The organism is Aliikangiella maris (assembly GCF_040719265.1).
GTDB lineage: Bacteria > Pseudomonadota > Gammaproteobacteria > Enterobacterales > Kangiellaceae > Aliikangiella > Aliikangiella maris.
This window is the reverse complement of the sequence record NZ_JBFDAH010000009.1, coordinates 60,973-76,751: the sequence shown is the minus strand read 5'-3', so window position 1 is coordinate 76,751 and position 15,779 is coordinate 60,973. Positions and strand designations below refer to the sequence as shown.

The 15,779-nt window shown below is 40.1% G+C and carries 14 protein-coding genes; 3 read left to right on the top strand and 11 right to left on the bottom strand.

Annotated elements, in window-relative coordinates; all coding sequences use genetic code 11:
- Positions 1–63 precede the first annotated feature (63 nt).
- The 5 genes from ABVT42_RS10415 to def all read right to left on the bottom strand — a co-directional run bounded on the left by ABVT42_RS10415 (position 64) and on the right by def (position 5,999).
- Entirely contained in the window at positions 64–1,512 is a 1,449-nt protein-coding gene (locus tag ABVT42_RS10415; protein ID WP_353897032.1) for a TrkH family potassium uptake protein, read from the bottom strand.
- A gap of 28 nt (positions 1,513–1,540) precedes the next feature.
- Positions 1,541–2,914: a Trk system potassium transporter TrkA gene (gene trkA, locus ABVT42_RS10410; protein WP_353897033.1), complete on the bottom strand. Its 1,374-nt coding sequence runs from the start codon at positions 2,912–2,914 to the stop codon at positions 1,541–1,543.
- A 121-nt stretch (positions 2,915–3,035) separates the two neighbouring features.
- A complete protein-coding gene (rsmB, locus tag ABVT42_RS10405; protein ID WP_353897034.1) occupies positions 3,036–4,367 on the bottom strand; it encodes a 16S rRNA (cytosine(967)-C(5))-methyltransferase RsmB in 1,332 nt (443 codons plus the stop codon).
- A 56-nt stretch (positions 4,368–4,423) separates the two neighbouring features.
- Positions 4,424–5,392: a methionyl-tRNA formyltransferase gene (gene fmt / locus ABVT42_RS10400; RefSeq protein WP_353897035.1), complete on the bottom strand. Its 969-nt coding sequence runs from the start codon at positions 5,390–5,392 to the stop codon at positions 4,424–4,426.
- Between the two features lie 100 nt (positions 5,393–5,492).
- Entirely contained in the window at positions 5,493–5,999 is a 507-nt protein-coding gene (gene def, locus ABVT42_RS10395; RefSeq protein ID WP_353897036.1) for a peptide deformylase, read from the bottom strand.
- Positions 6,000–6,176: 177 nt separating this feature from the next.
- Between def and ABVT42_RS10390 the strand changes: the two genes are divergently transcribed.
- The 3 genes from ABVT42_RS10390 to ABVT42_RS10380 all read left to right on the top strand — a co-directional run bounded on the left by ABVT42_RS10390 (position 6,177) and on the right by ABVT42_RS10380 (position 9,132).
- Entirely contained in the window at positions 6,177–7,274 is a 1,098-nt protein-coding gene (locus tag ABVT42_RS10390; protein ID WP_353897037.1) for a LysM peptidoglycan-binding domain-containing protein, read from the top strand.
- A 130-nt stretch (positions 7,275–7,404) separates the two neighbouring features.
- On the top strand, positions 7,405–8,640 hold the full coding sequence (dprA, locus tag ABVT42_RS10385; protein WP_353897038.1) for a DNA-processing protein DprA: 1,236 nt from the start codon (positions 7,405–7,407) through the stop codon (positions 8,638–8,640).
- Between the two features lie 24 nt (positions 8,641–8,664).
- Positions 8,665–9,132, top strand: a complete 468-nt coding sequence (locus ABVT42_RS10380) for a Smg family protein (RefSeq protein WP_353897039.1) — start codon at positions 8,665–8,667, stop codon at positions 9,130–9,132.
- A 93-nt stretch (positions 9,133–9,225) separates the two neighbouring features.
- Here ABVT42_RS10380 and ABVT42_RS10375 read toward each other — a convergent pair whose 3' ends face one another.
- From ABVT42_RS10375 to glmS, 6 genes are all read right to left on the bottom strand, one after another.
- Positions 9,226–10,134 carry a lysophospholipid acyltransferase family protein gene (locus tag ABVT42_RS10375; RefSeq protein WP_353897040.1) on the bottom strand — a complete coding sequence of 303 codons (909 nt, stop codon included), beginning with the start codon at positions 10,132–10,134 and terminating at the stop codon, positions 9,226–9,228.
- A gap of 135 nt (positions 10,135–10,269) precedes the next feature.
- A complete protein-coding gene (locus tag ABVT42_RS10370; protein WP_353897041.1) occupies positions 10,270–10,608 on the bottom strand; it encodes an antibiotic biosynthesis monooxygenase family protein in 339 nt (112 codons plus the stop codon).
- 240 nt (positions 10,609–10,848) lie between these two features.
- A complete protein-coding gene (locus ABVT42_RS10365) occupies positions 10,849–11,874 on the bottom strand; it encodes a DUF2157 domain-containing protein (RefSeq protein WP_353897042.1) in 1,026 nt (341 codons plus the stop codon).
- Positions 11,875–12,070: 196 nt separating this feature from the next.
- Positions 12,071–12,901 carry a DUF2884 family protein gene (locus tag ABVT42_RS10360; protein ID WP_353897043.1) on the bottom strand — a complete coding sequence of 277 codons (831 nt, stop codon included), beginning with the start codon at positions 12,899–12,901 and terminating at the stop codon, positions 12,071–12,073.
- Positions 12,902–13,242: 341 nt separating this feature from the next.
- A complete protein-coding gene (locus ABVT42_RS10355) occupies positions 13,243–13,890 on the bottom strand; it encodes a thiol:disulfide interchange protein DsbA/DsbL (protein WP_353897044.1) in 648 nt (215 codons plus the stop codon).
- A 49-nt stretch (positions 13,891–13,939) separates the two neighbouring features.
- Entirely contained in the window at positions 13,940–15,772 is a 1,833-nt protein-coding gene (gene glmS / locus ABVT42_RS10350) for a glutamine--fructose-6-phosphate transaminase (isomerizing) (protein WP_353897045.1), read from the bottom strand.
- Between the last annotated feature and the right edge of the window lie 7 nt (positions 15,773–15,779).

Here is a 15,779-nt window from a genome sequence, read left to right as displayed (position 1 = left end):
TATTTTTTATGGTGTATTTGATAATCACAATATTATTTATAGCTCAGATATTAGCTTACCATGCTAACTTCGCCAAAATGCTGGACTAAATAGCACTAACAACGTAAAAATTTCTAGTCGGCCAAATAACATTGCGATAGATAAAATCCATTTAGCTAAATCACTGATGTCGGCATAGTTAGCAGCAACATCGCCAAGTCCAGGACCTAAATTGTTCATACAAGCCGCAACCGCCGAAAAAGCAGTGACCTGGTCGAGTCCATCTGCCATCAGTATTATCATAAAAACAAAAAATAGCGCAACATAGGTTGCGAAAAAGCCCCATACAGCTTCAATAATATTTTCAGATAAAACAGTATTGCCAATGCGGATTTTAAATATACCATTGGGATGGATTAACTTTTTAATTTCGCGCGACCCTTGCTTAAATAGCAATAAAAAGCGAATGACTTTCATACCACCACCAGTCGAACCAGCACACCCACCAATAAAGCTTGCAAATATTAATAATGCGGGCAAGAAAATTGGCCAGGCATAAAACTCTTCTGTTGCAAAACCGGTTGTTGTCGCCATCGAGACGGTATGAAATAACGCATCACCAATGGCTTTTGAAAAACCACTACCCGCTTTTATTATCAATATTAATGCGGTTACCAAGGTTACAATCGCGATAATCGTAACATAACCCTTAAATTCGGGATCTTTTCCATAGGGTTGAATACTCAGGCGCCTTACTGCAGCAAAATGCAACGAAAAATTAATCCCGCTTATTAACATAAATAAGGTACAAATCAATTCAATTTGTGAACTATCAAACCAGCCGATACTTTTATCGTGAGTTGAAAAACCACCGATTGCAACCGTAGAGAAGCTATGGCCAATAGCATCAAAAATCGACATTCCCGCTCCCCAATAGGCAAATGCACAGGCGATAGTCAAACCAAGATAAATATACCAAAGTGCTTTTGCTGTTCCCGCGATGCGAGGAGTCAATTTAGAGTCTTTCACTGGACCAGGTGTTTCCGCTCGATATAACTGCATTCCTCCAATTCCAAGCATTGGTAAAATGGCAACGGCTAACACGATGATCCCCATTCCACCAAGCCACTGTAATTGCTGCCGATAAAATAAAACAGCATGGGGCAGTTCATCAATATGCCGAATTACGGTTGCCCCAGTTGTTGTAAGGCCCGAAAACGATTCAAATACTGCATCTGCAACGGAAAATTCTGGAATATTACTTAAATAAAGTGGTATTGCACCAAATAAACTCAATACTGCCCAAAATAATACGACCACTAAAAAGCCATCACGATTGCGCAGTTCGCCTTTTAAGTTTTTTTGCGGCAAAAAAAGTAGCAACCCGGTAAACAGACTAATGAAAAAACCGGAAAAAAATGCACCACCACCACCATCACCAAAGATTAACGAAATACCGATAGGCGGAATCATAGTGACGCTGAATATCATCAGCAAAATACCGAGAATACGAATGATTAGCTGGCTTTGCATAAATCGATTATTGATCCAATAATTTAATTTAGAAAAAGGTTAAATCAACCTGGAACAACTGTTCCACTTCGGCAACATATTTTTTATCAACTAAAAACAAGATTAAGTGATCATTAGACTGAATCACAATATTATGGTGCGCAATAATAACCTTTTCATCTCTGACAATAGCCCCTATTGTTGTGCCTTTTGGTAATTCAATTTCACCAATTGCCCGGCCGACAACTTTTGATGTATCTTCTGTTCCGTGAGCAACGGCTTCGATTGCCTCTGCTGCTCCCTTACGCAACGAATACACATTGGCAACATCACCGCGACGTATATGCGTCAACAAGCTACTGGTAGTCGTATGCTGCGGCGAAAGCGCAATATCGATATCATTACCTTGAATTAAATCGGTATAAGCGGTGCGATTAATCAATACCATTGTTTTTCTCACACCCAGTCGCTTTGCCAACATCGCCGATATGATATTCGCTTCATCTTTATTGGTCACAGCAATAAATACATCCATTTTATCAATATTTTCATCAACCAATAATTCTTGGCTGCTGGCATCACCATGCAACACAATGGTATTTTCTAATTCATCACTAACAGCAATGGCGCGCCTTGGATCAGCTTCAATCAATTTGACATGATAATTTTCTTCGAGGGACTTGGCCAAACCTTTACCAATATTGCCGCCACCCGCAATCATGATTCGCTTGTAAGGATTTTCCAACTTTTGTAGCTCCCCCATCACCTGTCGAATATGGTGACTGGCAGCAATAAAAAATACTTCATCATCAGCTTCAATGACTGTGTCACCGGTCGGCATAATGGCCTTACCACGACGAAATATAGCCGCCACTCTGGTTTCAATATTGGGCATATGATCTTTTAATGCCGATAGCGCATTCCCCACCAGCAACCCGCCATAATAAGCCTTTACTGCAACCAACCTGACAAGTCCATTAGCAAAATCAACAACTTGCAGCGCTCCAGGATTTTCCACCAGTCGTCGGATATATTTCACCACCAGTTGTTCGGGACTGATCACGACATCAACCGGTAAATTTTTACTATCGAACAGCTTTTTGTCTTTTAAATATTCGGGACTGCGAATACGGGCAATTTTGGTTGGTGTTTTAAATATTGAATAGGCAACCTGACAAGCAATCATGTTAGTTTCATCGCTGTTGGTCACGGCAATTAACATATCCGCATCTTCAGCGCCGGCTTGACGCAAAATCTGTGGATAAGAGCCATAACCAACAATGGTGCGCAAATCGAGATGATCTTGTAACGCGCGCAGTTTTTTAGGATTGGTATCTACCAGCGTAATATCATTATCTTCGCCCGCCAGATTGATTGCCAGTGTTCCACCAACCTGTCCCGCTCCCAATATGATTATTTTCATAATTTAGCTCTACTTGAATGTGTACCGAACTCACGCAGGTACTTGGAACAATATTTTACGCTTTGCATCATTATGTTTGGTTTAAATAACAATGCCAGGTTGCCATAGCTTATGCCGAGCGCTAGTTTTTTGGCTTGCTCAGGGCACAAAGATAAAAACCATCCATCAATAATTCCCCCGGAAAAATTTGGTAACCCATTTGAGCGGTATGGTTTAGCTGTCTATCAAACGACTCAGGAGGTTCAACTAATATTGCCGACTCCTTGTCTACAAACCATTGAATTTGCGCTTCATTTTCAGCTTTTAATAATGAGCAGGTTGCATACAACAAAACTCCGCCAGGTTTCAGCATTTGCCAACATTTAACCAGCATTTCGCGTTGCAACTTTACCAAAGGCTGAATATCAGTCACTTTGCGGTGAATTTTAATATCGGGATTTCGCCTTATCACACCTGTAGCAGAACAAGGCACATCGAGTAAGATACGATCAAATTCAACACCATCCCACCACTGACTGGTTTCAATTAAATCGGCACATTGCACCTCGCATGATAACTGCATTCTAGCAAGTGTTTGCTTTATTTTATCGGCCCGCGACGGAGAAACTTCTAAAGCGATAAGTTGTGCCGGCTGATAGCGCTGCAACAAATGAGTGGTTTTGCCACCCGGCGCAGCACAAGCATCCAAAACCCGTTGACCTGCTTCAACCTTTAGCCAATCAACAGCCAGCTGTGGCGCAGCATCTTGCACTGTCACCAATCCATCTAAAAATCCAGGAAGCTGATGAACATCTACCGCTTGTTTCAAAATCAAGGCATCTGCGGCTAGTTTATGCTGTTCACACTCAATATCATTTTGTGATAATTGTTTTTGGTATTCATCACGACTGATTTTGCAAGTATTAACTCTAACTATCATTAGGGCTTGCTGATTATTTTGCTCTATAATAAAGTCAGCTTGTTCGGGCCAATCTTGCTGAAACTGTTTCACCATCCAGCCTGGATGGGCGGTTTTAAATTGTATTGAACGACCTAGTTTGTCCGCTAGCTTCTCTTTGGAGCGTTGATACTCTCGCAAAATGCCATTAACCAGCCCACTGGCCCAGTTTTTATTAATCTTTTTGGTCAGTTCAACAGATTCAGAGATGGCCGCATGGTCGGGAACAGAAAGGTAATTTAGCTGATAGAGTCCGATTATAATGATCAGTGTGATATCGTGATCTTTAGCTTTTAACGGCTTACTCAACAAATTCTCTGTAATAGTTTTCAGTTGAAAATAATACCTTAAACAACCAAACATTAATTGCTTACTTAACGAACGATAAGGTAAATGTTCATCATTCATCGCACTTTCAGCCATCAGCTGGTTAACCGATTTTCCCTCAATAATGACTTGCTGTAGCCAATACAGCGCCAACATTCGGGCATCTGTTATTTTTAAATCAGTTCGCATATATTTGATACTTGCTGCTTTGGCCCTGATTAGAAGGGTTTATGGGCTTCATCACACTAGACTTGATTACCCAAACAAGGATGCTCAATAAACCAATCTTTACGGGCATTGAGCAGTGCAGCCGCATCCATTCGTTTACTCCCATCAGCCTGCAACTCGGTTACGCGCAAGAGTTGCCCATCACCACACACCACATCGATTCCCAGTTTGCCAAGATCAACAACAGTGCCGGGCTTTTCATTTATTGGTTTAGTCGTTTTTAGCCATTGTGCTTGCCAGATTCGCATACGGTTTTGACCAACAAAAGTATAACAAACAGGCCAGGCATTATAAGCACGCACTTTTTGTGCAATCTCAATAGCACTTTGTGACCAATCAATTTGCGCTTCTTGTTTAGATAATTTATGCGCGTAATTGGCTTCTGAATCCTGTTGTATTTCTCCGCTATCAAGCGGGTCAAAGTTCGCTAAAAACTCAGTAATCGCCGCTCCACCGAGAATAGCAAGCTTATCATGCAATGTACTGCCAGTATCATCAGGTAAAATCGGGCAATCTTTTTTTAGCAACATGTTGCCAGTATCCAGCCCTTTATCCATTTGCATGATTGTAATACCGGATTGCTTATCTCCAGCCTCAATTGCCCGTTGAATGGGAGCCGCTCCACGCCACCGAGGCAGTAAAGAACCATGTATATTAATACAACCATAACGCGGCGTAGTTAACACCGATTGAGGTAATAGCAAACCATAAGCAACAACAATCATTAAATCGGCGCCATAAGATCGCAATCGCTCTAGACTCCCGTCAACTTTAAAATTTAAGGGCTGCTCTACAGGAATATTATGCTCAACTGCCAGCTGCTTAACTGGGCCAAATACAATTTTTTTACCACGCCCACTCGGTCTATCAGGCTGACAATATACAGCAACAATATTGTGTCCGGCATCGAGCAACGCTTGTAAAGCAACCTCAGCAAATTCGGGTGTTCCAGCAAAAATAATTTTCAATGGTTGTTGACTCGTCATTTTAATAATTCAGGTTTTTATCCGATGCTATCGACATTAAGATGGTTTGGCCTCAACTCAGATCGACTTAAAAATATTCAATTAGTCGTTGCCTGTTTGATTAACGCTGCTTTTGTTTCGCTTCTTTTTCAAGTTTTTTACGAATCCGCTGACGTTTTAATGGTGATAAATAATCCACAAATAACTTACCTTTGGTGTGATCCAGTTCGTGTTGAATACATACGGCAAACAAACCATCAGCATCCAGTTGAAATGGTTTGCCATTTCTATCCAGTGCTTTTATTGTAATTTCATTCGCCCGCTCAACACTGGCATAGACTCCTGGAAAAGACAAACAGCCTTCTTCCATTACCTCAACACCTCGCAACTCAACAATTTCAGGATTAATAAAGACGTAAGGCGCTGATTTATCCTCAGAAATATCAACCACAAATAGCTGCTTATGAATGTTGACCTGGGCACCAGCCAAGCCGATTCCAGGCGCAGCATACATGGTTTCAAACATATCATCTATCTGCTTTTGCAGCGTATCATCAAAGGATGTGACAGGTTGAGCAACATTTCTCAAGCGTTTATCGGGGTATTCCAGAATGTTTAATATTGGCATGTAGCGGGTAACTCTGTGACGTAAGTTCTAGTAAAATCATAAGTAATACTGCTAAGATAATGATCATACTGGAAAATTTGTTGTTAATACACTGGGTTTTTAGACAAATTTTAGGCTAAAATGGCCAGTAAGGGTCTTTTCCTAACCTTATAGAATATACCAAAAGGGATAAGCACAATGAAAAAAATTACCATAGGCATTTTGTCTGCGTTATTCAGCTTGTCTGCTTTAATAACCAGCGCTGCTGAATTAAGACAGAATCATCCTGAGTTTCATGTTGTCCAACCAGGAGATACGCTGTGGGATATTTCTGAAAAATTTCTTCAGTCTCCCTGGTTATGGCCAGAGATCTGGCATGTTAATGATCAAGTCGATAATCCCCATTTAATTTTTCCCGGTGATATTATTTCCCTCGTTTATATTGATGGCAAGCCAAGAATTACCAAAACCAATCGTCTACCTAACGGGACTATTAAGCTCAATCCTAGAGCACGTGAATTATCTGCGGATTCAGCAATTACTACCATTCCACTAGATGCCATCGCACCATTTTTGAGTTCAGCCCAAGTGGTGACTGAAGACCAGTTAGAATTATCACCTTATGTGGTCGGTAGCGATAGTGGTCGCTTACTTGCAGCTAAGGAAAATCGAGTTTACGTGAGAGGGATACTAGACGAATCGGCACAAAAATATACTTTTTTCCGTAAAGGTAATGCTTATATTGATCCAGAAACCAAAGAAGTATTAGGAATTGAAGCCATTCATGTTGCCGAAGGGCAAAAAATTGAGCCAGGTGATCCAACGGTCATGCGAGTGAAAGATTCATCGATTGAATTACGTCCCGGTGATAGAGCCTGGCCTACCAATGATGAACAATTAAGACCGTTGTATTTTCCTCATTCCCCCAAATCTTTTGAAGGTGGACAAATCATTTCGGTTTACGGCGGTGTTTCGCAGATTGGTCAGTTCAATGTAGTCGTAATCAATCGAGGCGATCGAGAGGGCATGGAAGTTGGACATGTCTTATCAATCTATCAGCGTGGAAAAACCATCGTTGACAATATTGCGACCCAGCGACGCCGCGATGACAATACTGTCAGCACGTTTGAAAAAGTCAAAGATACGGTCACTAATCATAAAGAGCATGTAACTTTGCCCGATGAGTTGGCAGGTCGATTAATGATTTTCAGAACTTTTGAAAAAGTCAGTTTGGCGCTGGTATTGAAAGCAGAAAAAACCATTCACGTTTACGACAAGGTAAAAATGCCTTATTAAAAATATCGGGGTAATTAATCGTCGAGTATTCATATAACGGTTTTTATTGCCCTTTATCTCATTTAACTTGTTATTAGTAGACTTATTAATAACTTAGCAACTAATTCAACTAAGCAAGGATGCTAGAACAATGAAATCACAAGACCTTTTTTCACCACACCCCCAATTAACCTCATCCGATCACCTTAAAAACGAGCATCTTAAAACCGATTCTCTAGAAACAGATGAACTTAAATACACCCTTGCGCTCAAATTGATTCGCGGGATTGGTAATATTACTGCGGTCAGGTTAATTGAGTATTTCGGTAGTGCGCAGCAAGTATTTAAAGCAAGTACAGAACAACTCGCTGAGTGCGGTTTGTCTGGCAAGCAAATTCAAAACCGCTACAATGTTGATGAAAGCAAGCTCGAGCAATTGATGGACTGGGCAAATGTTGCTAACCGCCAGATTATTCCCATTACCTCGACTTTGTATCCACGCCCATTAAAAAATATTCATTCTCCCCCCATTTTACTCTTCACCATAGGCAATGCTGAACTCTTGCAATCACTCCAATTAGCGGTTGTTGGCAGTCGTAACCCAACATCTCAAGGACTGTGTATTACTGAAAATCTGTGCGGAGAACTGGTCAATCAGGGAGTAACCATTACCAGCGGTATGGCGCTCGGCATTGATGGACAGGCACATCGTACCGCGCTTATTAACGGCGGCTATACGGTGGCTGTTACCGGTACAGGATTAAACCGTATTTACCCAGCGCAACACCGTGAATTAGCCTATCAAATTGCGCATCATGGATTACTGGTATCAGAAAAATTCCCTGATGAAACCTTTAACAAAGGTAGCTTTCAGCAACGTAATCGCATTATTGCAGGCTTATCTTGTGGCACACTCGTGGTTGAAGCGGCGGCAAAAAGTGGCAGTCTGATTACTGCCAGAATCGCACTCGAGGAGGGCAGAGATGTGTTCGCGGTGCCCGGCTCAATTTATAATCCACTAGCAAAAGGTTGCCACGCTTTACTTAAACAAGGCGCAAAATTAACAGAAACTGCCGAAGATATATTAGAAGAGATTATGGCACACCGCCCTTTAGCGCAGACTAGACTGCAACCCGCACTATCAGTTCTAACTGAGAAAAAACAATCTGGAGTACAATTAGATGAGAAATATCGAACAACTGAGATAGATACCTCGATTGATGAGCAAACTAGCGCATTTTTAAGGTGTATCGATTATGACATTACCCCATTAGACACTATCATTCAAAGGAGTGAATTGACAGTAGAAGCTGCGACCAATAAACTACTCATGCTGGAATTAGAGGGGCGGGTAATCAATACAGCTGGAGGATACATCCGTCGATAAAATTACTTATTTTGGGGAGTCTTAATGAAAGCTGAAGTGATGGATGTACTGATGTATATCTTCGAACGTTTTCAAGAAGATGAATTTGTACCGGTAGAAAAAGCGCAGTCATTAGTTAGCGAATTAGAAGACGTTGGTTTCCAAAGTGGCGAAATCAATTGTGCGCTGGACTGGCTCGATGGGCTGGTTGATACCAGCTCGAAAGACTTTGCACCCAGCGAAGCTTCACAACAGAGCACTCGAGTTTATCATCCTTATGAACAACATCACCTGACAGTTTCCAGTCGAGGGTTTCTATACTTTTTAGAACAAGTTGGTGTACTGGATTCTCACAGCAGAGAAGCGGTTATCGACCGAGTGATGGCTCTTAAGTCGGATAAACCGGTTGATTTAGACCAACTTAAATGGGTGGTCATGATGGTATTATTTAATTTACCGGGCAAATATGAAGCAGCTGTCTGGCTCGAAAATATGGATGCCTGTTTCCACTAATCGAGTCCACAGAATCAAATCTTTACCTTATCTTTTTGAATACTGAGGCGGATTTATGCTAATGGAAGAAATTCAATCTATTAATACTATCCGCTAATCGTATATTTTTTTACCTTCGGGTTGTCGCTTAAAACGCTTGTAATTCCACTGATATTGCGCTGGCCAGCGCCTGACAATCGCTTCGATCTGCTGATTCATCTGTTGGTTAAAAACTTCAACTGAAGGTTCGTGACAATCAAAACTTGCCTTCTCAAGATGAATATCAAAACAGGATTGCTGGGTATTTCTAATGCTATTGCCAAAAACCAACGTTGCACCACTTTTTATCAATAGTTTATGCAATAACGTCATGGTGTAGGCAGGATGTCCAAAAAATGGCGTATATATACCGGCACCTTCACGCGGTGCCTGATCGGGTAAAATCATCATCACTCCATGCTGGCGCAACTGCTTTAGTAATCCCATAATGCCCTTGGGATCAGTCGAATGCGCTTTACCACCAAATTTGGTACGTGACTCAAGAACAATCTCATCTAATTGTTTAAATTTTGATGGTTGATACATACCAAACGCTGGATAATGAATTTGCAACCATTGCCACAAATATTCCCAATTACCAAGATGTAATACCGCAACAACAACCGTTTTATTCTGCTCCAGTAAATCATCAATGACTGATTGATGGTGAATTTGGCCTATTTGATTCAGGATTTGATCACGCCGACCTAACCACGCAGTTGCAAATTCGCTAAGTAAACAAGCATTATGAAAGTGTATTTGTTTGATCAGTTGTTCTGTTTCTGGCACAGATAATTCTGGATAACAAAGAGCCAAATTCTGGCGGATAACTCGGTTTGAACGAGAACGGGTCAAACGACTGATTAAATTAACCAGATACGCAAATCCAAAGACCATTAATTTAGGCAGGCGATAGGTAAGTTTCACCAGCTGCGCCAGAATTGCACCTTTTATTTTAGTACTAGTGCGATCGCGGTAAGCCACTCGATTCTCACTTGTTTACAACCATTAGGCAGTCGTTGTTTAAATTGGCGCACATTCTATGTGATTACTTACATATTTTGCAAATTTCAGCACAGAGGCTTTTACGACAACAATTAAATCACGTTTAGTTAGCTTTTATTCAGTGTGTGCTAAAACAACATATTGACCCGGTGAAACTTTAATCGGCTCGGGAAAGCCTTTACCTAAAACTTTCTTGCCATCTAGATTTCTACCATCTTGATTAGTAAAGCCAATATTGACAACTTCCTGGTAGTGTTCATAGCTTTCCCATACCACCGTGTTAATGTATTTTATTGCACCATCGTCTTCACGGTTGATTGCTTGATAAAAGGTTGAACTGACAAATCCTGCCTGTTGGCTGAAATACAAGACATACTCTTCACGAACTTTTTCTGCGATAGACTCCATACCGCGAGGCACAATGATGGTATTAATGACACTTATTGTTTGCATAGTTCTAATCAACGTTGTCTTAAATCAAGCCTATAATCAACTCATGTAACATGTTACACCACCATATAGTGAGTTATTTAAACTTATTTTTTTAATTTTAAAAAAGTAGATGCGTCTTTTAAAAGACTACGTTTAAAATTGGTTAATAATTTCAATGCAACATCTTTAATGCTACATTTTAAGTACTCGACATAAAAAAACAATTTAGATTTAAAAAATTAAAATTGATGATATTCCTGTTTATTGTTTTGACTCAAGCAGTTGCCGAATCGACGCAGGCAATAATGCATGGGAGCGTTGCGTAATTGACAGCTCATGCTTTTGCCAAAGAATCCCCAAGTAAATAACACCCAACCCTATCGCGGTTAGAGCAACAGGAAATAACCAGCTATCTCTAAATACATTAGACGCCAAATAACCCAGATACCCACAACACCCAAGCGCACCAAAAACCACAAAAACTCTGCGTACCAGTAATACACCCACGCCAATCATCACAAGATTAATACAAAAATAGAAAAATTTCGCCAGCTCACTGTCAGAGTTTTGGAGAGTTAACCCGCCCCAAAAAGCAATGACACCAAAAATATAAATCCAAAAGGCATAGTCTGCTTGTTTACTTGTTCGGATATCAATCCAAATGGCTAAGCCAATCATGAGCAAACCGGTATATAGTGAAACCAGTTGTCTTAATTCCCAAGAACGATCTTCAGCAAGAAGCACAGTAATATCCATTGTCATATACCAAAGTGTCACAGCTATTGGCATAATTAAAAAAGGAAATTTATACTTCCAGGCAATAATGACACCAACAGCTAATGTGCCAAATTCCATATACAGCCAATTCAATTTGATATATCGATGATAGTCTCGGTAGGTACTATCATCGGGCCAAAAACCTAACCATTGTTGAAAACCATAAATAGCTAGTGGCGTTAAACAAACAACAAATGTCGCACAAATACCAGCAGGAATTATCAAATTCTTTTTAGCAAAGAGATTGGTAACACTTAATCCAATAACAGCGTAGCAGCCAGAAATTAAAATTATTCCAGCGCCGCCAAATGACTCCCAACCTAAATTCATAAACAACGTCATAGCACCAATGGCAATCAGTCCACCCAAGTAATAAAGTACATGAGTAAATGTAAAACCTGGCACATCTTTAGATTGAACAACTAAATATTGGTAAAGCGATAGAGCCTGCTGATGCGATATAATATTATTATCTGCCGCCTCAAGCAGTTGCTTTTTTGATACATCCATGAGCTTTCTCCTATTTATATTTTCTATTAAAATCGCCGTTAGTTTTAGTCTATCTGATAAAAAATTTTTAATAAATTGTAAGCACTAAAATTTTAGCCTCGAATTTGCAATATTAATAGATAGCTTATTTGGAGGGGGATATAACGCCATTCATAATTAGACTATGAATGGCTTAATGTCGAAAATTTAATTTGAGTTAAATTGATTCGTTTGTTTCTTCATTCGAATCGTCAGAAGATTTTTTAATATTAAATCCTTCAAAGTCAAAATGCCGACCTGGTTTTGGCTCAAATAATCCTCCCTTTGGATAACCAGGTACGGTTTCTAAAACCGCATCATAGACTTCCAGCTTAACTAATTCCTCACACAGTTTGCTGGCTTTTTTCTCAAGCTGTTCAGCATTTTTTTCAACATACTCTTCCACTTGATATTCTAGATTTTCCATTCTGAATTCAAAGTCCTTCATTTCTTCATTATCACCCGAAAATAAGGTGGTTAAAACGCTGCCAACCATTTTACCTGAAAATTTTGCAACTGCCGCTTCAATCGCCTGAGAAAACTCTTCATCAAAAGCATTGTCCAAGGTTTGCTCTAATTGCTCAATATTAAATTGAGTTGAAGAAACGTGTGTTTTTAGTTTTTTCGTTAAAGCCTCTATTGGTAGCATTAATTCTTGCTGCGCGGCTTCATCATCGGCAAATAGCGCAGTAACAACCATAGTAGCAGCCTTAATACCCAATTCTGCACCTTCAATAGCAACTTCAGCAATTACAGGTACCATTTCGCGTGCCTTTTGCTGTAGCGCCAAACTGGCTTTTAGCTGCTCATCATTCAGTTTAACCGCCTTATCATTAATTAATAATTTTTCTCCAGCAAACTCAAATGTGTCTCCATCAGTTTGGGTAAAGCGAATTTGTTCCGATTCAATATTAATATTATAATCTGTCGTAAAGTTACATTGCTCAGATTCAGCAACCAGCGTTGTCGATGATACTGATAACATTAATGCAAGTAGTGTTTTCTTCATGATTTTCCCCATATTCTTTCAAGCCACAGGCGACTGATTACTATGACGAGTGTATATGAGATTTGGTCGGATGGTAAATGTAAATTTTTATTTCAATCGGAAACCTTACCCAAATAATACGAGATAAATCACATCAAAATTTGGTCAATAAGCAACCACAGGCAATTCAATCTATTCATTTCGAAAAGAATAGATAGTGAAAGATTGGAGCGATGGGAAAGACTTTAAAGGATAGGAAATATTTAAATAATAAAAATTCAGACTTAAGAAAGAGAGCACCAAGCTATGGTAATCCAATTAAAAATCAATTAATTATCGAATAACTTGGTGTATTGTCAGCGCTATTGCTCAGTCGCTTGCTCAGCTGGAGCGGTGTCAATTTGCGAAAACTCGCGAATAGCCTGTTTGATTCTATCCCCAGAACCCAATTCCTTATTTTCCAGTTTATATCGCTTATTAATCACAAAAGTCGGTGTGCCAATCACTTTACTTTTCATTGCATATTGTTTTGACATACGTATTTGAGTATTTAGCCAAAAAGACTTGGCGACTTTATCATATTCCGCAGCATCGACCCCGAGACTTACGTAGAAATCTTTTAAATCATCGTCGTTGCGAATTGGTTTTTTATCAACATGAATTCGACGGAAAAGTGCCATATGACTTTTATCAAGTACCGCTAGTTTTTCGCCGATATAATAAGCTTTGACATAAATTTTCCAGGAAGGGTTTAATTCAACCGGGATCAGTTTAAATTCAACACCAGGATTTTCATTTTGGATTTCACTAGCTAACTTTTCCATTGAAAAACAAGCGCCACAAGCATAGTTAAAAAACTCTTCAATGATAGGTTTTTCACTTTCTTTCGGTGCAATAATTTGATACTCGGTACCTTGTTCAAAGTTAGGGCTTTGTTTTGCTGATGCGGGCAGACCAATTAGACCAACTCCCAGCATCAGTAACCCCATAGCATTTTGATATAACTTCATTTTGACCTCATTTGTTCTATTCTTTTTTTCCATTATAAGGAGATGTGTTCTATTCCACTGTGACCGATTTGGCGAGATTACGTGGTTGATCAACATCTGTTCCTCGAATTACCGCAACATGGTATGACAACAGCTGCAATGGAACCGTAAAGATAATAGGCGCAATATAATGACTGCTAGCTGAACAATGAATAATTTTAATTCCATTGTTTTCCGCAATCTCACTTTCTTTATCAGCGAACACATATAATTGACCGCCGCGAGCCCGAACTTCTTCCATATTTGACTTTAATTTTTCAATCAATTCATTATTTGGTGCAACGACCACTACCGGCATATCTTGATCGATAAGCGCTAAAGGCCCGTGTTTTAATTCTCCAGCAGCATAAGCTTCGGCATGAATGTAAGAAATCTCTTTCAGTTTTAGCGCACCTTCCATCGCAATAGGATATTGCTCACCACGACCCAAAAATAGACAGTGTTCTTTTTCATTGAACTCTTCTGCCATTTCTTCAATGCGTTTATCCATTGAAAGTGCTTCATTAATATCAATTGGCAAGCGCTTTAGCTGACTGACGATATTGGTGATTTCTGATTCAGGTAAAGTCTTTTTACTTTGTGCTAACGCAGTAGCAAGCATTAACAAACCCGTTAATTGGGTAGTAAAAGCTTTAGTTGAAGCAACTCCAATTTCGGTCCCTGCACGTGTCATAAAGGCCATATCGGATTCACGTACTAATGATGAACCTGGCACGTTACAAATGGTTAAACTGGCCATAAATCCTTGTTGCTTTGCGATACGCAGCGCAGCTAAGGTATCTGCCGTTTCACCGGACTGTGAAATACTGATAAACAGGGAATTTGGCACAACTACGGTTTTGCGGTAGCGGTATTCGCTGGCAATCTCAACATTACACGGAATAGAAACCATTGATTCAATCCAGTACTTCGCAACCATTGCTGCATGAAAGCTGGTACCACAGGCAATAATTTGTACTGACTCAGCTTTTGCCAATAATTCTGGTGCACGATTGCCAAATGATTCAGTAATTACCGAGTTGTTGTTTAGCCGGCCTTCGAGGGTATTATTAATAGATGTTGGCTGTTCAAAAATCTCTTTCATCATAAAGTGACGAAACTGCCCTTTGTCACCGGCATCATGCTGAATCGTTGATTCTTCAAATTCTCTCTCAACAATATCGCCATCGGGTGAGAGTATGGTGACATCACGACGAGACACTTCGGCCACTTCACCTTCTTCCAGAAACATAAACTGGCGGGTAACAGCAAGGAGGGCAAGTTGATCAGAGGCAATAAACATTTCGCCAATTCCTTTACCTAAAACTAAGGGGCTACCTGAGCGGGCAACGACCAACTTTTCGGGCTGTGATCTTTCCATGACCACGGTACCATAGGCACCTTCTAATAAGTGTGTGGCTTTTAGTACTGCTTGTAACAGTGAGTCGCTTGATTTACGCTCTCTTTCAATTAAGTGAGCCATCACTTCGGTGTCGGTATCAGTGCTAAAAGTGTATCCTTGTGATTTGAGTTCTTCGCGTAATGGCTCATAGTTTTCGATAATGCCATTATGCACTACTGCAATTTCATCATTAGAAAAATGTGGATGCGCATTTTTTTCGTTAGGCTCGCCATGCGTTGCCCAACGCGTGTGCGCAATACCTATTTTGCCATCAATCGGCTCATCAGCCATTGCTTTTTGCAGTTCGGCAACCTTACCAACCCGGCGCAATCGGGCAATTTTGTCATCGCTAATAACGGCCAGTCCCGCCGAATCATAACCACGATATTCAAGGCGTTTCAGCCCTTCAATTAAAATTTCTGCGATATCACGCTGTGCAATTGCACCAACTATTCCACACATTGAAATA